Origin of the sequence: Xanthomonas arboricola pv. guizotiae (assembly GCF_002940205.1) — a bacterium.
Classification (GTDB): Bacteria; Pseudomonadota; Gammaproteobacteria; order Xanthomonadales; family Xanthomonadaceae; genus Xanthomonas; species Xanthomonas arboricola_C.
The window spans coordinates 134866-153346 of record NZ_MDSK01000006.1 but is presented as its reverse complement, the minus strand read 5'-3'; the positions used below and the strand labels follow the sequence as shown (position 1 = coordinate 153346).

Below are 18481 nucleotides of genomic sequence, written 5' to 3'. Positions count from 1 at the left end.
GTGGATGCAGTGGTGTTGTCGGCCGCATCGTGATGGATGCCGTCGGGTGTCCAGGTAAAGCGCTGAGTGGGGCGAGTGCGCGGTGCCCTTACCGCTCGCGGGACACGCCGTAAACTCGGCCCTGGGGGTCCGGTAGCGGCATCCATGCCGTCCCCACGGTCTCGCAATCGGCGAGGGCACCACGCCAGACAGTGTGCCGGCTGCTTTATTGAAAGCTCTGCGCAACGAAACGACCACCTCCGATGGTCCTTGCCCTCTCACCGTCGCCAGCGCTAATGCAAGGACGTACTTGCAGCGTGCCCCGCGAGCGTGGGCGGGCCAGGGCTCTGCAGCCAGGGCGCAGGGCAGCCGGCCTGCAGTAGCCCGGCGTGACGTGGTGGTGTCAGCCGCTCTTATTCGGCGGCCGGCTTGGCGTCGCTCTTGGTGTCCAGGAAGTAGGCCACCACCTCACCCTTGATCTTCATCGTCATCGGGTTGCCGCGACGGTCGCGGGCCTTGCCGACCTGCACCTTGATCCAGCCTTCGCTGACCGAATACTCCTCCACGTTGTCGCGTTCGACACCGTTGAAGCGCACGCCGACGCCGCGGCCGAGCGCATCGGCATTGTGGAACGGGCTGCGTGCATCGATGGCCAGATGATCGGGAGGGGTATCGCTCATGGGAAAGGCGTCATGGCGGCCGGGATGGCCGTCTTCGGCCGCACAGGATACGGGCCCGCGCCGCGAAGATCAGCCCCGGCGCTGCCTGCGCACGCGCCGGGCGGTTTGCTTGCGCCCCGCCAGGCCTCACACTTCACGCCTGCACTCCTGGAACCAGACCGCCATGCCCGATAACAGCGCCGATTACGAAGACGACGAAGGCCTGCAGCCCGAGGGCGATGAAGACGATGTCGACGACCACCCGGCGCGGGTGTGGAATCTGCTGGTGCTGATCAATCCCGGCGACGAAGACACCGCCCTGGGCCAGTTCGATACCTGGCGCGAGGCGCAGGCCGACCTGGACGACGACGAGGGCGACGATGCCTGGTTGTGGGCCTTGAAGGATGCGATCGACTGGCGCTCGGGCTTTTTCGTGGACTGGAAGGACACCGACGCGTTCATTGCCGCCATCGACGAACTCAGCGCGCGCTGGAACCTGCGCATCGACTGGGGCGGCGACCTGGATGACGAGGAGTTTTCCAGCGATCTGAGTGTGCCCGACCTGATGGCGGTGGCCTTCGATCGTCTGCGCGAGCACGGCTACTCGCTGTGGAACTGGAACACCGGCGGCGACGCCTATGCCGGCTGGATCGCGCTCAGCCGCGACGACGACGCCATGCTGGCGCTGACCTCGCTGTTGGGGGTGGAAGTGCGGCTGGGGAATGAGGCGTTCTGAGTGGGGATTCGGGATTCGGGATTCGCAGGAACGCTGTGTGGGTGTGGTTGTGTCGAGCCGCGGTGGTGCGTGCTGCCGCAGCAGCACGCCAAGCGCGTGGTAGCCACTAGGATCTATTGTCCACGGCCCGGCGATCGCCACGTAGGGGCGTGCCCGCGCGCGACGGGCGTTACCGGGACAGCTCCTCGCGCTCAGGCGCGCTCCTACAATGGCGTGCCTTCATCATGGGTGCTGGACGTTGCAGGCCTCCAGGCCAGGACACATGAACGGCCCGGCGATCGCCACGTAGGAGCGTGCCTGCGCGCGACGGGCGTTACCGGGACAGCCGCTCGCGCGCAAGCGCGCTCCTACACAACCTGGGCGGCAGGACCGTTTCGGCTCCTGCGATTCCCCACGCCCGATTCCCGCGCGCTCACACGCCTGCTGCGTCCATTTGCTGGCGCATCTCCATGTAGGAGCGTGCTTGCGCGCGATGAGGCTTCACCGCCAACGTCCCATCGCGCGCAAGCGCGCTCCTACACAACCCGGGCGGCAGGACCGCTTCGGCTCCTGCGATTCCCCACGCCCGATTCCCGATTCCCGCGCGCTTGGGCGCGCTCCTACAAGGGGCCCCGCCTCAAGGCGCCGCGCCGCGCGCCTGTGCACGCGCGTTGGCGATCAAGGCCTTGAGCAAGGCGCGGTCGGTGTGACGGGAGATCGCTATGGCACCGAGCGCGATCGCTTCGGCGCGTAGCGTTGCGGACACATCGTAGTGCGCGCCGCTGAGTTTGTTCTGGAAGGCGCGGCGGGGAATGCCCAGCCGCGCCGCCATCGCATGCAGCTCGTCCAGCGTATCGCCGAGCAGGTGCGCCCAGCGCTGCTCGCGCCACGGATGCACCGCATCATCGACGTAGACGGCCATCGGCAGGCCCTTAGGCCTTCTTGCCCTTCTTCTTGCCGCCGTCAGTTGCGTCGTCGGCGTCGTCCTGCGACGCGTCGCCTGCGGTGTCGGCAGTAGCATCTTCGGCGGTGGCATCAGCGTCGGCATCGGTGTCCGCGTCGGCATCTGCCTGGGCATCGCCTGCCTCGGCGCCTGCGTCTTCGGCTTCGCCGTCGTCGTCGTCGCCTTCAGCGTCGCCGTTCTCGAACTCGGACACCAGCGCGGTCAGATATTCCTCGGCGGTCTTGCCGTCTTCGGCGGCCAGGTCGTCGATCATCTGCTGCAGCTGGGTGGAGTATTCCAGCGAGATGGTCTTGCCTTCCTTCTCCTGCAGATTGGCCAGATGCTTGAGCATGGCCAGCATCGGCACCGGGTTGTCGGCGCTGCCCATGGTCTGGCCGCCGATCGACAGCAGCCATTCGCTGCCGTTCTGCAAGCCGATCGCAGCGACCACGCGGCCGTCGGCATCCTGCAGCACGGCATGGTTGGCGATCTGCGGCGCCTGGCCCAGACGGACGATCGGGCGCTTGGGTTGGGACTTCTTGCGCTTGTCGCGCTTGGCCTTGGAATTGCGGGACACGGTGATCTCGACGCTGGGAATGGCCGACCATTCTAGGCGCTTGCGCGCGACCCGGCTTGCGCGCCGCCGCTGGGCCGGTGAACGCCAGCCGCGACGGGGGATGCCCCTGTCGGCGCTTCCGGCGTTCCGAAGGCCGCTGACACCGATATGTCGGACAGGCTGCAGCGGCTGGCACCGCGCGTCTGCCGGAGCGCCAACGCGCGATTGCTGGTCAGGATCGGCCTGCAGGACGACAAGCAGGACGACAAGCAGCCCGACAAGCAGCCCGACAAGCAGCCCGCAGGGCGACCAGATCCGAGATGCACATCAAGTTCGGGATGCACGTCGGATTCGACATGCACGATGCCGTCTGCCGTCTGCCGTCTGCCGTCTGCCGTAGCCCACAGCCCACAGCCCACAGCCGCCAACAACGCCAACAACGCCAAGAACGCCAACAACGCCAACAACGCCAACAACGCCAAGAACGCCAAGAACGCCAAGAACGCCAAGAACGCCAAGAACGCCAAGAACGCCAAGAACTGCCAGGCAAGGTCTTGCCAGGTGCGCTCAGCCGCCGTCAGCGCCGCTCGGGTGCTTGGCTGACGGCAGTGCGCGGTGCAGCCACGGCGGCTTCGGCAGCCTTGGCCAGTGCGGTGGCCGAGGCCACCTGGCTGCGCGTGGAGACGCGCGGTGCCGCCGGCGCGGTGTTGCTGGCTGGGGTCGCTGCAGCGGGCGGTGTGGCGCTGGCCGCTGCCGCAGACCCGCCCGCCGGCGCAACTGCGGTGGGTCCTGCCGCAGGCAGCGCGGCCGGTGTCCCCACCGCCGTGGCGGTGGTCGCCGCGGCACTCAGGTCCGGCACTTGGGTGTCGGCGTCGTGGGTGGGCTTGCCCAGCGCAATGCCCTGGCCGGCGCCGGCCAGCGCGGCCTGTTCGGCATCCTGGGTCATCACCACGATGCTGATGCGGCGGTTGATCGGGTTCTGCGGGTCGGCCTTGTCGAACAGCACCGACGAGGACAGCCCCACCACGCGGGTGACCTTGGCATCGTCCATGCCGCCGCCCACCAGCGCACGGCGCGCGGCATTGGCGCGGTCGGCGCTGAGTTCCCAGTTGGTGTAACCGGTATCGCTGCTGTAGGCGGTGGTGTCGGTGTGGCCGGTAATGCTGATGTGGTTGGGCACCTGGTTGATGAAACTGGACAGCTCGCGCAGGATCGCCACGGTGTACGGCTTGAGCTGGTCGCGGCCCATGTCGAACATCGGCCGGTTCTGCTTGTCCACGATCTGGATGCGCAGGCCGTCCGGGGTGAGGTCGAGCAGCAACTGGTCCTTGAACGGCTCCAGCGCCTGGCTCTTGTCGATGGCCTCCTTCAGGTCCTGCATCAGCGCTTCCAGGCGCTTCTTGTCCCTGGCGCGGCTGTCTTCGTTGGTATCGGCGGCGTTGTCGCGCTTGCGGCCCATCTCGTCCTTCTGCCCCTTGGCCATGTCGGCGGTGCCGCCGAGCTTGATCATCGAGGTGCTGGCGCCGCCGGGGCCGTTCATGCCCGGCGAGGGTGCCGGCGACTTGCCCGACAACGGGCTGGGATTGCGGAAGTATTCCGAGATCGCCGCGCGCTGCTCCTTGGTGGTGGCGGCCATCAGCCACAGCACCAGGAAGAACGCCATCATCGCGGTCACGAAGTCGGCAAACGCCACCTTCCAGGCGCCGCCATGATGGCCGCCGCCCTGCACCTTCTTGACCCGTCGGATGACGACGGTGGATTTGCCCTCGGCCATGACCGCGGTCCTACTTGATCGTCTTCAGGTGCGTTTCGAAATCCGCAAAGCTCGGACGCACGTTGGAGGGCAGCGTCTTGCGCGCGAATTCCAGCGCAATCTTCGGGTTGTAGCCACGCAGGCAGGCCAGCAGCGCGGTCTTGACCGCCTCGTACATGCGTCCGTCCTGCTCGGCGCGCGCTTCCATCGCCGCGGCCAGCGGCGCGACGAAACCATAGGCCAGCAGGATGCCCAGGAAGGTGCCGACCAGGGCGGCGCCGACGTGATGGCCGATCTCCTCGATCGGCCCGCCGATCGAGCCCATGGTGATCACGATGCCGAGCACGGCCGCCACGATGCCGAAGCCGGGCAGGCCGTCGGACACCTTGCTCAACGCATGCGAGGGCGCCAGCGCTTCATGGTGATGTTTTTCCAGCTCCAGCTCGAGCAGCGGCTCCAGCTCGTGCGGCTCGATGTTGCTGCCGATCATCAGGCGCAGGCAGTCGGTGATGAAGTCCAGCAGGTGGTGGTCGGCGACCACCTTGGGGTAGTTGCCGAAGATGGTGCTGTCCTGCGGTTTTTCGACGTGATCTTCCAGCGCCATGAAGCCGTCGCGGCGCGCCTTGTTGAGCAGCTCGTAGATCAGGCTCAGGGTGTCCTTGTAGTCATCGGACTTGTACTGCGGGCCCTTGAACACGCCCAGGATGCTGCTGAAGGTTTCCTTGACGATCTTGCCGGGCGTGCTGACCAGAAACGCACCGAACGCCGCGCCACCGATGATCATCAGCTCGTACGGCTGCCAGAGCGCGCCCAGCTTGCCATGCGACAACACATAGCCGCCGAGGACACTGACGATGACGACGATGAAGCCGATGATGATGAGCATGGCGCAGCCAAAAGCAAACAGGGTTGCTGTTGTTTCGGCTTGCGCGGCGGATTCTTGAAGCGCACGGCGTGAAGGTGTGTGGTGTAACTGAACGATCGCTTGGTGGATCGCATCTTCACGCAGCGGGTGGTGGCGCTGTCGTTGCTTGCGCCAGGTGCGCTCAGGTGGTTCCAGCCCTTGATGGAAGGACTTCACGGCGCGGCTGCCTACTGCAAGCAATCCCTGAAATGCTCGTCATGACGCAGCCTTGCTCAGGTGAATCGCGCAGGGTTGCAGTGGTGGTTCGACGCCTTCTCGGGGTCGCTGCATTGCGTCGTTGCAGTGGTGGTTCGACGCCTTCTCGGGGTCGCTGCATTGCGTCGGCGATTCGGCAGCGCCTGCCAGTGGGCGCAGGTGTTGCAGGCGGGCATCCGGCACGGAATCCCTCCGGGCCGGATGCATGTGTCGGCTCAGGCCGGTTGCGTCTCGGCGCCTTCGCGCTGCAAGGGGTTGGGCAGGGCCTGGCCGTTTTCGGTAAAGCCCAGCGAGACCGAGTTCAGGCAATGGCGTTCGCCGGTCGGCGGCGGGCCGTCGGGGAAGACGTGGCCCAGGTGGCTGTCGCAACGCGCGCAGACGATCTCGGTGCGGATCATGCCGTAGCTGGTGTCGCGGATTTCGCGCACATGGGCGGTGTCGTACGGGGCGAAGAAGCTCGGCCAGCCGGTGCCGGATTCGAACTTGGCGCTGGAACGGAACAACGGCAACCCGCACAGGCGGCAGGTGTAGACGCCGTCGAGCTTGTTGTCCAGGAACACCCCGCAGAACGGCGCTTCGGTGCCATGCTGCAGCAGCACGCGCTGTTCCTCGTCGCTGAGCCCGGCGATCAGGGCGTCGCGCTGGGCGGGGGAGGGAGGGGTCAGATCGAACTGGCTCATGGGGTTCTCGCATGCGCGCGCTGGCAGGGTGCCGCGCCTGCAGCCGTGATGTGGGCGCTGTCGGCGTGGTTCAAGCGTGCCGGGGGAGCAAGCCCCTCTCCCGCCGGGGCGCCACGGCACAGCTTGCGCGCCACTGGCGCGCGTGCCTTGGTGCGCCTGCGCCGCTGGCGCCGGCCGGGGCGCGGAGCGGGGGGTGGGGTGAGGGTATGGCGGCGAAGCCATTAGGCAGTAGTGATTGCCAGGCTTCACGCACCCTCATCCGGCGCTGCGCGCCACCTTCTCCCGATGGGAGCAGGACGTGCCTTTCGCACCGCACTCATCTCGCGAATGCGTTCAGGCCATAGCCGACCCGATGCATTGCCGCAGCACGCCGGCGCCCCCATCCAGTGAGTACTCCTCGATCAAGCACGGTGTCCGTCATGGCGATCTCTCCTTCGATGCGCGGCCTGCTGCTGTGCGGCCTGTTGGCTGCCGCCAGCGCTGCGGCGGCGCAATCGGCCACCAGCACACGCTCGTCCAATACCCTGCAGCCGATTACCAGCCCGACGCCCGCCCAGCCCACGCTGACCGCGCCGCGCGCAGTGCAGCCTGCGTCGGCCACGGCTCCGGTGCCATCGCAGCTCGGCCAACGCCCGTCCGCGCCCACCATCCCGACCCGTGGCCCGGCACAGACGCCGGTGGCCCCGGCCGGCAGCCAGGTTGCGCCGGCCAGCGCGCCGATGGTCTACGACCGCAATGGCCGCTTGCTGCAGGGCATGCAGCCGGCCGGCGCCAACCGCGTGCTGGATACCAAGACCGGGCGCTATTACGACGCGGTCCCGGCCGGCGACGGCATGCGCGTGGTGCGCTGACCCGCGCTGTTACCAATCCCGAATCCCGACTCCCGACTCCCGAATCTCAGCCATCGATCGGCAACGCCAGGGTCTCCTTGACCTCTTCCATCACGATGTAGCTCTTGGACTCGCGCACATGCGGCATGGTCAGCAAGGTGCTGCCGAGCAGCTTGCGATAGGAGGCCATCTCGCTGATGCGCGCCTTGAGCAGGTAGTCGAAATCGCCGGAGACCAGATGGCACTCCAGCACGTTGGGCAGCTTGAGCGCGGCGCGGCGGAATTCCTCGAAGATGTCGCCGGATTTGTAGGCCAGACTGATTTCCACGAACACCAGCAGGCTGGCCTTGAGATAGTGCGGGTCCAGCCGCGCGTAGTAGCCGGTGATGGCGCCATCGCGCTCCAGCCGGCGCACGCGCTCGGTGCAGGGCGTGGTCGACAGGCCCACCCGCTCGCCCAGTTCGGTAAAGGAAATCCGCCCCTCCTGCTGCAGGATGCGCAGGATCTTGCGGTCGATCTTGTCCAGCTCGCGGGTGCGCGTCGTCATCGGGTCTGCTTCCACAGGGTTTGCCAGGAGGACTCACTGCCAAGACGGGCTGATTCCAGAAATGGCACTGCCTGGCTCGCAATATACTGCGTCTAACTGTCCCCCTCGGCGCCTGGTTGTGGGGGAATACCCTTTCCAGGAGAACGACATGCGGGTGCTCATTCTCGGTAGCGGCGTCATCGGCACCACCACGGCCTGGTATCTGGCACAGGCCGGTTGCGAGGTCACCGTGGTCGACCGCCAGCCGGCGGCGGCGCTGGAAACCAGCTACGCCAACGCCGGCCAGCTGTCGTTCGGCTACACCTCGCCGTGGGCCGCGCCGGGTGTGCCCGGCAAGGCGGTGAAGTGGTTGTTCGAGCAGCATGCGCCGCTGTCGATCCGGCCCACCCGCGACCTGCGTCAGCTGGCCTGGCTCAGCCAGATGCTGCGCAACTGCACCGCCGAGCGCTATGCGGTGAACAAGGCGCGCATGGTGCGCATGTCCGACTACAGCCGCGATTGCCTGAACGCATTGCGTGCCAGCACCGGCATCGAGTTCGAAGGCCGCCAGCTCGGCACCACCCAGCTGTTCCGCACCCAGCAGCAGCTGGATGCCGCCGCGCAGGACATCGAGGTGCTGGCCCAGTACGGCGTGCCCTATGAGCTGCTGACCCCGGCGCAGATCGCGCAGTTCGAACCTGGCCTGGCCGGCGGTGGCGCGCAGATGGCCGGCGCCCTGCGCCTGCCCGAGGACCAGACCGGCGACTGCCGGCTGTTCACCCAGCGCCTGGCCGAACTGGCCGCACAGGCGGGGGTGGAATTCCGCTACGGGCAGCAGATCGAGCATCTGCAGCACGCAGGCGGGCGCGTCACCGGCGTGCAGATCGATGGGCGCCTCGAAACTGCCGACCGCTACGTGCTGGCGCTGGGCAGCTATTCGGCCGACCTGCTGCTCTCGCTCGGCCTGCACCTGCCGGTGTATCCGCTCAAGGGCTATTCGCTGACCATCCCGATCGTGGATGCCGCGCGCGCGCCGACCTCCACGGTGCTGGACGAGAGCTACAAGATCGCGCTGACCCGCTTCGACGCGCGTATCCGCGTCGGCGGCATGGCCGAGGTGGCCGGCTTCGACCTGTCGTTGAATCCGCGCCGCCGCGCCACCCTGGAGATGGTGGTCAACGACCTGTTCCCCGGTGCCGGCGATCTGGCGCAGGCCGAGTTCTGGACCGGCCTGCGCCCGGCCACGCCGGACGGCACGCCGGTGGTCGGTGCCACGCCGTATGCCAACCTGTTCCTCAACACCGGTCACGGCACCCTGGGCTGGACCATGGCCTGCGGCTCGGGCCGCTATCTGGCCGACCTGATGCAGGGCCGCACGCCCGACATCGATAGCGAAGGCCTGGACATCTTCCGTTACCTGTCGCCACGCAGCGCCCGCGCGCAGCAGGAGGCCGCGTAGTGCGTCCTGCGCAAGCGTCGATCGATCTTGAGGCGTTGCGCCATAACTACCGTCTGGCCAAGCGCCTGGGCGGCAGCAAGGCGCTGGCGGTGGTCAAGGCCGACGCCTACGGGCACGGCGCGGTGCGCTGCGCCCAGGCGCTGGAACCGGAGGCCGATGGCTTTGCGGTGGCCTGCATCGAAGAAGCGCTGGAACTGCGCCAGGCCGGCATCCGTGCGCCGATCCTGTTGCTGGAAGGGTTCTTCGAACACGACGAGCTGCGCCTGATCGCCGAACACGACCTGTGGACGGTGGCGGCCACGCCGCAACAGGTCCGCGCGCTGGCCGAGTTCCAAAGCCCGCGACCGTTGCGGGTGTGGCTGAAGCTGGACAGCGGCATGCATCGGCTGGGTCTGTCGCCGGAGGATTTCCGCGCTGCATGGCTGCGCCTGCGCGGGTTGCCGCAGATCGCCTCGCTGGTGCTGATGACCCACCTGGCACGTGCCGACGAACTGGAGTGCAGCCGCACCGACGAACAGGCGGTGGCCTTCGCGCTGACCGCCGGCGGCATGCGCGCGGAAACCAGCCTGCGCAATTCGCCCGGCCTGCTCGGCTGGCCGGCACTGCGTAACGACTGGTCGCGCCCGGGGCTGATGTTGTACGGCGCCAACCCGTTCCCGCAGGACACCGAGAACACCGCGCAACTGCGCCCGGTGATGACGCTGCGCTCGCGCATCATCTCCGTGCGCGAGCTGCCGGCCGGCGAACCGGTGGGCTACGGCGCCCGTTTCGTTGCCGAACGGCCGACGCGTGTCGGCGTGGTGGCGATGGGCTATGCCGACGGCTACCCGCAGTTCGCGCCCAACGGCACCCCGGTGCTGGTGGACGGCCAGGTCTGCCCGTCGATCGGGCGCGTGTCGATGGACATGCTCACCGTAGACCTCACCGACCACCCGCAGGCCGACATCGGTGCCAGCGTGCAGCTATGGGGCGATGCGCCGCGGGTCTCCCCGTTGGCGGCGCAGTGCAATGTCAGTGCGTATCAATTGTTGTGCGGACTCAAACGCGTGCCGCGGACCTATGTGGGCGAGGGAGTCACGCGGTGATGTGTCCCTTCTCCCATCGGGAGAAGGTGCCCCGAAGGGGCGGATGAGGGGACGTGCGAAGCCACATGCACCTGGAGCAACACGTGGGCTTCGCTCCGTACCCTCACCCCAACCCCCGCTCCGCACCCCAGCCTGCGCCAGCGGCGCAGGCGCACCAGGGCAGGCGCGCCAGTGGCGCGCAGGCCGTGCCGTGGCGCCCCGGCGGGAGAGGGCTTGAAGCGGCAGCTCACAACGCGGCGGTACTCCGGTCGCCGCGGAATTGCTTGCGCACCCAGTCGTCGATCATCGCCTTTTCGAAGCGCAGCGGGTCGCTGTCGGTCAGGCGCGGGCCGCTCATCAGAAACGCCGAATCCACCAGCTTGCGTTCGCCCTGGTCGATCACCTGGCCATCGGCACCGGTCAGCGTGTAGGTGAAGCTCAGGCGCGGCGGGTAGATGTCCTTGACGATGCGCACGTCCTGCAGGCGCGGCCCGTGCCAGGGCTCGTACTGGCCAGCGCGGCGGATGTCGGTGATGGTCACGCTCAGGCGCTGGCCGTCGGGCAGCTTGCGCGCGGCGCTCTGCTGCAAATAGGTCGCCAACTGGGTCACCCAGTCGCCGCGCTGCGCTTCCCAGCGGTTGCCGCTGAAGCGCACTTCGGAAAACTGCGCCGGGTCGGTCCAGCGCACATCGACCTTGCCGTCGCCGGTCAGCGCACGCGGCGCCTGCGGGTCGGTGACGTTGCGTACACGTGCCTGCGCGCCGGTTGCCGCGAGCAGTCCTGCCAGCAACAGGCTGGCGCCGCAAAGGCTGGAACGTTTCATGGAAAGTCTCCAAGCGGAAGGTACGTGCACGTACCGGACGTAGCTGCAGTGTGGGGGCGCGTCTGCCCGCCGGCAACGCTTGCCGCGCAAGGGCTTGCCGGCCATTGCCACACGGTTAATCCGCAGCGGTGGCGCCATGACGGCGGGTTCACCGCGCCTGCGCCTGCGCCTGCGCTTCACGGCGCAGCCGGGAAGATCGCCAGCATGGACACCCACTCCTTCCGCACAAAGTCAGCCTCTTCGGCGCCGGCACACCTGCCGTCGGACGTGCGCCTGCAGTTCATCGACTGGGCGAAGCAGCACGGTCATAACCCTGCCACCGGGGCCGCCGCCTTCGTCGCCCTGCAAAGCGACGTGGACCTTGATCTGGCCACGCGCACGCTGCGCCTGGAGCCGGGAGCCTCGCCACGCGATGCCTTGCGCGAGCATCTGGCCGCGTTGGCGCGCCAGGGCGATGTGGCGGTGCAGTTCCCGCCGGTCTACGCCTACACCGCCGCCAACGGGCTGGAGTACCGCTACTCGCTGATGCTGGTGATTGCCGAGGATTGCGTGGAATGGACCGGGCGGGTCTGGCAGGACCTGGATTACCAGGGAATGCTCACCGGCCGCGGCCAGGGTCCGCGCGCCAATTACACCCAACTGGCGCGGATGGCGCTGGAACACGAGCTTGATCAGGAGCGCCCCCGTTATGTCCAGGCATGAACTCGAATTGCAGTTGCCGCTGGGCTCGCAGGTCGCCAGCGGGGAGGATGGCTTCAGCGAGCGCTGCCGCAGCGAATGCGCCAAGCTGGGCCTGTCGCGGGTACGGCTGCTGTTGCTGGACGCCGAGTACGCGCGTTCCACTGCCTGGCGCGAAGAAGCGCAGCGTTGGATGGACGAGCAATTACGTCGCGAAGGCGAGTGGCTGTTTCGCGGCGTGATTGCCGGGATTTTGATTCTGGCGGCCTGCATCGCGTTGTGCGCGGCGCTGCTGTGGTGACCGCCGAGAGCCGGTAGCATGGGGTGAACCGGACCGGCCGGCCGTGCACCCGCTGACGACACCGGGCGTGGTTTCATCTGCTCGTCATCCGCTCTGGCACCATCCCTGGATTCCGATTTGAGCACCTCGACCACCAGCCCCGATCTGGCCACCGGCCACCCGGCAGCCCTCGCCGAGCCCTTCCTCGACCCGGGGATGTATCACGAGATTTTCCATAATCTTGACGCGGGGTTTTGCGTTATCGACATGGTGTTCGATGGCGACCGGGCCGTCGATTATGTGATCCGCATGACCAATGGCGCGTTCGAGCGCTACACCGGCCTGTCCAATGTCCTGAACGCCTCCATCCGCGGCATGCTGGTCGATCACGAACAGGAATGGTTCGACCGCTACGGCCATGTCGCCCGCACCGGCAACCGCATCCATTTCGAAATGCAGGCCAAGGCACTGCGCCGTTGGTATTCGGTGGATGCGTTCCGGGTCGGGCAGCCGGAGCAGGCGCGGGTGGCGGTGTTGTTCATGGACATCACCGAACGCAAGCGGGTGGAGCGCGAGCTGGCCGAGAGCGAGGCGCGGTTCAGCGCCCTGGCCGACGGCCTGCCGATGCCGGTGTGGGTGCTGGACGCGCAAGGCGTGGTGCGCTTCGTCAACAGCGCCTATGGCGAATTTTTCGGCATCGACATCTCCAGCGGCACGGTGTCGGCCTGGAGCGAGTTGCTGCATCCGGACGACCTGTCGATCTTCCAGTTCGAACTGGCCACCGCATTGGAAGAACAGCGCGGCCTGCACGCACTGGTGCGCGCGCGTCGCCACGACGGGCAGTGGCGCTGGATCGAAATGACCGCCACGCCGCGCTACTCGGCCGACGGGCGTTTCATCGGCCTGGCCGGCAGCAGCCCGGACGTGACCGAACAGCGCGAGATCGAACTGGCGCGCGAGCAGCTGCTCGAATCCGAGCGCAGCGCACGCAACGAAGCCGAGAGCATGGCGCGGCTGAAGGACGAGTTCCTGGCCACCTTGTCGCACGAGTTGCGCACGCCGCTGACCACCATTCTGGGCTGGAGCGAACTGTTGCTGCAGCGGGTCGAGGAAGGTCATCCCAACTACAAGGGCCTGTCGGTGATCGCCAGCAGCGCCCGTGCGCAGAAACGCCTGATCTCGGACATGCTCGATCTCAGCAGCATGTTGCTGGGCAAGGTGCAGCTGGAGGTCGAGTCGCTGGATCTGGCCGAACAGGTACGCGAGGCCCTGAACACCCAGGAACTGGCTGCCGAAGGCAAGGACCAGGTGCTGCAGGTGCATGCCCCGTCCACGCCGTGTCTGGTGCTCGGCGATGCAACGCGGCTGCAGCAGGTACTGTGGAACCTGCTGTCCAACGCGATCAAGTTCACCCCGGCGCATGGCCGCATCGATGTCAGCATCGAGCGCGACGACGGCCACCTGCTGGTCGCGATACGCGATTCCGGCGACGGCATCGCTGCGGAGTTCCTGCCGCATCTGTTCGGCCGCTTCCGCCAGGCCGACGGCACCACCACGCGCCAGCATGGCGGGCTGGGCCTGGGCCTGGCGATCGTGCAGCAACTGGTGGAGATGCATGGCGGCCAGGTCAGCGCCACCAGCGGCGGCCGCGGCAAGGGCGCCACCTTCACCGTGCGCCTGCCCGAGCATGTTCCCGATCAGGCCAGGCGTCCGCGGCGCGAGTTGCGCCGGCGGCTGATGTCCGAGCAGATCATCGAGGCGCGCGCGCTCAATGGCTTGCGCCTGCTGGCGGTGGAAGACCAGCCGGACATGCTCGATTACCTGCGCCGCCTGCTGGAGGAGCAGGGCGCCGAAGTAGTCACCGCCGGCAGCGCCACCGATGCGCTGGCATTGATCGACCATCGCGGCCATGCGCGCTTCGACCTGATGTTGACCGACATCGGCATGCCGGGCATGGACGGCTACGGGCTGATCCGCACCGTGCGCGAGAACCTGGGGCTGGATGCGGCAGCCCTGCCTGCAGTCGCGGTGACCGCACTGGCACGCGACGACGACCGCAAGCGCGCGCTGGATTCCGGTTTCCAGGAACATCTGGCCAAGCCCTACAGCGTCGCCCAACTGGTCACTGCGGTGCGCGCCGCGCGCGAATCGGTGGAGTGAGACGGCAGGCGGCGCCGATGGCGCGCCACTGCGTCGTCAGATCCGTAGTTCAGGTGAAAAGGCTGTTTGCTGCCTCTTTCACGGCGGATGGCCTAGCGTGGTGCACTCCCTCGATGGAGATGACGCCATGTCCAGATACGCCCCGCATGTCTATTCGGAACAGGTGCAGATCGCCACGCTCGAACACTGGGTGTCGCTGCTCGGTGGGCAGGAGCGCGTGCGCGTCGAGCTCGATGATGGCAGCACGATCAGCGGCACCGTCGCTGTGCGCCCGAGCATCCAGACCTACCTGGACGACCAGCAGCGCGAAGGTCTCAACGGCCAGTTGCGCATCGACCAACTGGATGCCGCGCAGGAGCCGCACTGGATCTGGATGGACCGCATCGTGGCAGTGCACCCCTTGCCGCTGGGCAGCGATCCGCAAGCCGCTCCCTGAGCCACGCATTGACGATGTGTTTACTTCTCGTCGTGGCGTTGACGGCATGATGGCCGATTGTCGTAACTGTTCAGGATCGATCGCGCCATGAATGCTCCCGCGTTGAAGCTCGCCCGCTGGCCGCTGTCGTTAATGACCGTCGCCATCCTCGCCGCCTGCGGCGATACCGCCACGCTTGCCATCGAACAAGGGACCGGGCCGAACCCGCAATTGCCCGAGCCGGTCAAACGCCTGATCCCCACCGTCAAGGTGGCGCCGGTCAAGCGCTGGACCGAGAACGCCAAGCCGATCGCTGCCGACGACCTGCAGGTTGCCGCGTTTGCGCGCGACCTGGACCACCCGCGCTGGGTCTACGTGCTGCCGAACGGCGACGTGCTGGTGGCCGAGACCGCCGAGCCGCCCAAGCCGGAAGACGCCGAAGGTGGCGGCATCCGCAAGAAGGTGCAGGGCGCGATGATGAGCAAGGCCGGCGCCGTGGTGCCCAGTGCCAACCGCATCACCTTGTTGCGCGATGCCGATGGCGACGGCGTGGCCGAAGTGCGCACCCAGTTCATCAGCGGCCTGTTTTCCCCGTTCGGCATGGCGCTGATCGGCGATCGTTTCTACGTGGCCAATGCCGATGCGCTGGTGAGCTTTCCGTACAAGCCCGGCGAGACGCATATCACCGCCAAGCCGACCTTCGTGGCCAATCTGCCTGGCGGCCTGAATCACCATTGGACCAAGTCGCTGCTGGCCAGTGCCGACGGCAGCAAGCTGTATGTCGGCGTCGGCTCCAACAGCAACGTGGCCGAAAACGGCATGGAGGCCGAACTCAACCGCGCCGCGATCCTGGAGATCGACCCGGCCACCGGCAGCAGCCGCGTCTTCGCCAGCGGCCTGCGCAATCCGGTCGGCACCGCCTGGGAGCCGCAGAGCAAGTCGCTGTGGGTGGTGGTCAACGAGCGCGACGAGATCGGCAGCGATCTGGTGCCCGACTACCTGACCTCGGTGCGCGACGGCGGCTTTTATGGCTGGCCCTACAGCTATTACGGCCAGCATGTGGACGAGCGGGTCACACCGCAGAACCCCGAGCTGGTGGCCAAGGCGATCAAACCCGATTACGCGCTGGGTCCGCATACCGCTTCGCTGGGCCTGAGCTTTGCCAGCGGAAGCCTGCTGCCGGAGCGCTTCCGCCAGGGCGCCTTCATCGGCCAGCACGGCTCGTGGAATCGCGACCCGCCCAGCGGCTACAAGGTGCTGTTCGTGCCGTTCGTCGATGGCAAGCCCAGCGGCACGCCGATCACCATGCTGGACGGTTTCCTGGATGCCGAAGGCAGTGCGCAGGGGCGCCCGGTGGGCGTGAGCCCGGACAATACCGGCGCACTGCTGGTGGCCGACGATGTCGGCAATGTGATCTGGCGGGTGACACCCAGGGCGCGCTGATCCAGGCGACGCGCTGGCCCAGGCGTTCAAACGAAAAAACCGGGTCCAGGCACGGTCTTTTGCGCATGCCGCAGTCATGCGCGGGGTTACGCCACGGCGCGCACGCTCAGCGCGGCGGCTCCGGCGAGGCACTGAAGCGCCGCGCATAACCACGTTCTTCGGTGATCCGGCTGATGTCGTCATCGGCCATTTCCGGGGCGCCATACACCGCATATGCGACGCTGCCATCGTCGCGCTCGCCGACCTGGTGCAGGCGATAACGCGGCCGGCCGGCACCGGTGTTTTCGGGGTAGTGCATCGGTGGCGGGGTGTCATCCAGATCCATCTCGCTGTTGTCGACCACTCCACCTACGAACAGGGCTCGCATCGCGTCTCTCCGGTATTGGTGTGATTCCAGCCTAGGCGGGCGGATGTTGCGTGCGCATCAATACAGCGTATAGACATTGGAAGGCGGCGCCGTCTGCAGGTCACCCGATCGAACGCCCGCCCAAGCCGGCGCCAGGGCGGGCGGCAGGCAGCGCTCCCTTACAATGGCGGCCTGTTCCCGACCCGACGATCCGATGGCTGGCCCGCACGATGCCCCGCTTCAAGCTTTGTTTCTGCCCTTCGCCCAGGGCGTGCTGCCATGGCCCAGCGGCCCGGTGCTGTTCCTGCGCGCGCGCGACGGGTTCCCGCTGCGCGAGCATGCGGCTGCCGATGCGCTGACCTGCGAGCAGAGCTTTCGTCCCTTCGCCGAGGCGCTGGAGCGCAATGGCTGGAACGTGCGCGAAGAGAGCGAGATCGAGGCCGACAGCACCCGTTATGCCCTGGTGCTGGTGTTGCCGCCGCGGCAACGCGAGGAAGCGCGTGCCCTGTTCGCGCGCGCGGTGGCGCTGGCCGCACCGGGCGGCCGCGTGGTGGCCTGCCAGTCCAACAACGAGGGCGCGCGCTCGGGCGAGGCGGATCTGCGTCAGCTCACCGGCCTGGCCGGCAGCCTGACCAAGCACCATTGCCGCACCTACTGGAGCGCGCCGCTGCCTGCCGACACCGATGCGGCGCTGCAGGCGCGCTGGGCCGCGCTGGATGCGCCGCGCCCCATTCTGGACGGGCGCTTCGTCAGTCGCCCCGGTGTGTTTGCCTGGGACCGCATCGATCCTGCCTCGGCGCTGCTGGTCGAGCATCTGCCGAGCACCCTGGCCGGACACGGCGCCGATCTGGGCGCGGGCTTCGGCTATCTGTCGGCCGAGGTGCTGGCGCGTTGCCCCAAGGTCACCGGGCTGGATCTGTACGAGGCCGAGGCGCGCGCGCTGACCCTGGCGCGGCGCAACCTGCAGGGCATCGCGCATCCGGCGCAGCTGCAGTACCACTGGCGCGACGTCACCGCCGGGCTGGGGGCGCAGTACGATTTCATCGTCAGCAACCCGCCGTTCCACACGCCTTCGCGCGCCGATCGCCCGGATATCGGCCAGCGCTTCATCGCCGTGGCCGCGCAGGCCCTGCGCCCGGGTGGGCAGCTGCTGCTGGTCGCCAACCGGCATCTGCCCTACGAGTACGTGCTCAACGAAAGCTTCGGGCAGGTGCGCGTGGCCGCCGAACGCGACGGTTTCAAGCTGATTTCCGCCATCCGCGGCCGCGGAGCGCGCGCATGAAGCTGGTCAAGCACATCGCCAACCTCGGCTACGGCAGCCGCAAGCAGGTGACCCAGCTGTTTCGCCAGGGCGCGGTCACCGACGCCGCCGGCGAGGTGCTGTATGCCGACGACCAGGTGGAGCACGATGCGATCCGCATCGATGGCGAACCGCTGGATCCGCCAGCGGGTTTGAGCCTGTTGCTGCACAAGCCGAGCGGCTACACCTGCTCGACCAAGGACATCGGCCGGCTGATCTACGACCTGCTGCCGCCGCGCTTCCGTGCGCGCGCACCGGTGCTGGCGCCGGTGGGGCGGCTGGATCGGGAGACCAGCGGCATGTTGCTGATGACCGACGACGGCGCGCTGCTGCACCGGATCATTTCGCCCAAGTCGGCGCTGGACAAGGTCTACGACGTCACCCTGGCCGACGACCTGCGCGGCGACGAGGCGGCGCTGTTTGCCAGCGGCACGCTGTTGCTGGACGGCGAAACCAAGCCGCTGCTGCCGGCCGAACTGCAAGTGCTCGGCCCACGCGAGGCACGCCTGACCCTGCACGAAGGCCGCTACCACCAGGTGCGGCGCATGTTCGCCGCCGCCGGCAATCACGTGGTGGCCTTGCACCGCAGCCGCATCGGTGGCTTGGCGCTGGACGGTCTGCCGTCCGGGCAATGGCGCGCGCTGGAGGCCGGAGATCTTGCGGTGTTGTTCGGCCGCAGCGAGCAGGCCTGAGCCGCGCCGCTAGTGCTTGCGCCTGCGGCGCTCCCGGCCTGCGCGGTCTACTGCAGGCCG

21 protein-coding genes are annotated in these 18481 nt (G+C 67.6%); 12 read left to right on the top strand and 9 right to left on the bottom strand.

The genetic code is table 11. From position 1 onward, the window contains the following. Positions 1-392: 392 nt before the first annotated feature. A complete protein-coding gene (locus tag XarbCFBP7408_RS05705; protein WP_046344507.1) occupies positions 393-659 on the bottom strand; it encodes a DUF3297 family protein in 267 nt (88 codons plus the stop codon). Between the two features lie 163 nt (positions 660-822). Between XarbCFBP7408_RS05705 and XarbCFBP7408_RS05700 the strand changes: the two genes are divergently transcribed. Continuing rightward, entirely contained in the window at positions 823-1374 is a 552-nt protein-coding gene (locus XarbCFBP7408_RS05700) for a DUF6630 family protein (protein ID WP_024940705.1), read from the top strand. Positions 1375-1990: 616 nt separating this feature from the next. Here XarbCFBP7408_RS05700 and XarbCFBP7408_RS05695 read toward each other — a convergent pair. Together XarbCFBP7408_RS05695 and XarbCFBP7408_RS05690 are read right to left on the bottom strand one after the other, a co-directional pair. Next, on the bottom strand, positions 1991-2275 hold the full coding sequence (locus tag XarbCFBP7408_RS05695; RefSeq protein ID WP_104562123.1) for a DUF4031 domain-containing protein: 285 nt from the start codon (positions 2273-2275) through the stop codon (positions 1991-1993). Positions 2276-2285: 10 nt separating this feature from the next. Continuing rightward, positions 2286-2873 carry a hypothetical protein gene (locus XarbCFBP7408_RS05690; RefSeq protein ID WP_181106276.1) on the bottom strand — a complete coding sequence of 196 codons (588 nt, stop codon included), beginning with the start codon at positions 2871-2873 and terminating at the stop codon, positions 2286-2288. Between the two features lie 147 nt (positions 2874-3020). On the opposite strand from XarbCFBP7408_RS05690, the gene XarbCFBP7408_RS05685 reads away from it, so the two are divergent. Beyond that, positions 3021-3455, top strand: coding sequence for a hypothetical protein (locus XarbCFBP7408_RS05685; protein ID WP_104562121.1), 435 nt, complete (start codon positions 3021-3023; stop codon positions 3453-3455). Here the strand turns inward: XarbCFBP7408_RS05685 and motB are convergent. The 3 genes from motB to msrB form a co-directional block, all read right to left on the bottom strand. Next, on the bottom strand, positions 3430-4626 hold the full coding sequence (motB, locus tag XarbCFBP7408_RS05680; protein ID WP_104562120.1) for a flagellar motor protein MotB: 1197 nt from the start codon (positions 4624-4626) through the stop codon (positions 3430-3432). The genes XarbCFBP7408_RS05685 and motB overlap by 26 nt on opposite strands. 10 nt (positions 4627-4636) lie before the next feature. Beyond that, a complete protein-coding gene (motA, locus tag XarbCFBP7408_RS05675; RefSeq protein ID WP_024940287.1) occupies positions 4637-5491 on the bottom strand; it encodes a flagellar motor stator protein MotA in 855 nt (284 codons plus the stop codon). A 449-nt stretch (positions 5492-5940) separates the two neighbouring features. Then, positions 5941-6405 carry a peptide-methionine (R)-S-oxide reductase MsrB gene (gene msrB / locus XarbCFBP7408_RS05670; protein ID WP_104562119.1) on the bottom strand — a complete coding sequence of 155 codons (465 nt, stop codon included), beginning with the start codon at positions 6403-6405 and terminating at the stop codon, positions 5941-5943. A 419-nt stretch (positions 6406-6824) separates the two neighbouring features. Between msrB and XarbCFBP7408_RS05665 the strand changes: the two genes are divergently transcribed. Then, on the top strand, positions 6825-7256 hold the full coding sequence (locus tag XarbCFBP7408_RS05665; protein ID WP_104562118.1) for a hypothetical protein: 432 nt from the start codon (positions 6825-6827) through the stop codon (positions 7254-7256). 46 nt (positions 7257-7302) lie between these two features. Here XarbCFBP7408_RS05665 and XarbCFBP7408_RS05660 read toward each other — a convergent pair whose 3' ends face one another. Next, positions 7303-7782: an Lrp/AsnC ligand binding domain-containing protein gene (locus XarbCFBP7408_RS05660; protein ID WP_104562117.1), complete on the bottom strand. Its 480-nt coding sequence runs from the start codon at positions 7780-7782 to the stop codon at positions 7303-7305. 148 nt (positions 7783-7930) lie between these two features. Between XarbCFBP7408_RS05660 and XarbCFBP7408_RS05655 the strand changes: the two genes are divergently transcribed. Then, on the top strand, positions 7931-9220 hold the full coding sequence (locus tag XarbCFBP7408_RS05655) for a D-amino acid dehydrogenase (RefSeq protein ID WP_104562116.1): 1290 nt from the start codon (positions 7931-7933) through the stop codon (positions 9218-9220). After that, positions 9220-10305 carry an alanine racemase gene (alr, locus tag XarbCFBP7408_RS05650; protein ID WP_104562115.1) on the top strand — a complete coding sequence of 362 codons (1086 nt, stop codon included), beginning with the start codon at positions 9220-9222 and terminating at the stop codon, positions 10303-10305. Before XarbCFBP7408_RS05655 ends, alr begins: the two co-directional genes overlap by 1 nt. 226 nt (positions 10306-10531) lie before the next feature. On the opposite strand, the gene XarbCFBP7408_RS05645 is transcribed toward alr, so the two are convergent. Beyond that, on the bottom strand, positions 10532-11107 hold the full coding sequence (locus XarbCFBP7408_RS05645) for a DUF3016 domain-containing protein (RefSeq protein ID WP_104562114.1): 576 nt from the start codon (positions 11105-11107) through the stop codon (positions 10532-10534). Between the two features lie 255 nt (positions 11108-11362). On the opposite strand from XarbCFBP7408_RS05645, the gene XarbCFBP7408_RS05640 reads away from it, so the two are divergent. The 5 genes from XarbCFBP7408_RS05640 (at position 11363) to XarbCFBP7408_RS05620 (ending at position 16083) form a co-directional block, all read left to right on the top strand. After that, positions 11363-11809, top strand: a complete 447-nt coding sequence (locus XarbCFBP7408_RS05640; RefSeq protein WP_024940280.1) for a hypothetical protein — start codon at positions 11363-11365, stop codon at positions 11807-11809. Further along, the gene (locus tag XarbCFBP7408_RS05635; RefSeq protein ID WP_104562112.1) at positions 11796-12086 is read left to right on the top strand and encodes a hypothetical protein; all 291 of its coding nucleotides are present in this window, start codon (positions 11796-11798) and stop codon (positions 12084-12086) included. Before XarbCFBP7408_RS05640 ends, XarbCFBP7408_RS05635 begins: the two co-directional genes overlap by 14 nt. Positions 12087-12191: 105 nt before the next feature. Next, the gene (locus XarbCFBP7408_RS05630; protein ID WP_181106287.1) at positions 12192-14225 is read left to right on the top strand and encodes a hybrid sensor histidine kinase/response regulator; all 2034 of its coding nucleotides are present in this window, start codon (positions 12192-12194) and stop codon (positions 14223-14225) included. A 127-nt stretch (positions 14226-14352) separates the two neighbouring features. Next, positions 14353-14661: a DUF3247 family protein gene (locus XarbCFBP7408_RS05625; protein ID WP_104562110.1), complete on the top strand. Its 309-nt coding sequence runs from the start codon at positions 14353-14355 to the stop codon at positions 14659-14661. Positions 14662-14748: 87 nt separating this feature from the next. Continuing rightward, positions 14749-16083, top strand: coding sequence for a PQQ-dependent sugar dehydrogenase (locus XarbCFBP7408_RS05620; RefSeq protein ID WP_104562109.1), 1335 nt, complete (start codon positions 14749-14751; stop codon positions 16081-16083). 106 nt (positions 16084-16189) lie between these two features. Here XarbCFBP7408_RS05620 and XarbCFBP7408_RS05615 read toward each other — a convergent pair whose 3' ends face one another. Then, positions 16190-16450, bottom strand: coding sequence for a hypothetical protein (locus XarbCFBP7408_RS05615; RefSeq protein ID WP_087962350.1), 261 nt, complete (start codon positions 16448-16450; stop codon positions 16190-16192). 193 nt (positions 16451-16643) lie between these two features. Between XarbCFBP7408_RS05615 and XarbCFBP7408_RS05610 the strand changes: the two genes are divergently transcribed. Together XarbCFBP7408_RS05610 and XarbCFBP7408_RS05605 are read left to right on the top strand one after the other, a co-directional pair. Continuing rightward, a complete protein-coding gene (locus tag XarbCFBP7408_RS05610; RefSeq protein WP_104562108.1) occupies positions 16644-17711 on the top strand; it encodes a class I SAM-dependent methyltransferase in 1068 nt (355 codons plus the stop codon). Continuing rightward, positions 17708-18421: a pseudouridine synthase gene (locus XarbCFBP7408_RS05605; protein ID WP_104562107.1), complete on the top strand. Its 714-nt coding sequence runs from the start codon at positions 17708-17710 to the stop codon at positions 18419-18421. The genes XarbCFBP7408_RS05610 and XarbCFBP7408_RS05605 overlap by 4 nt, the downstream gene beginning before the upstream one ends. Positions 18422-18481: the final 60 nt, after the last annotated feature.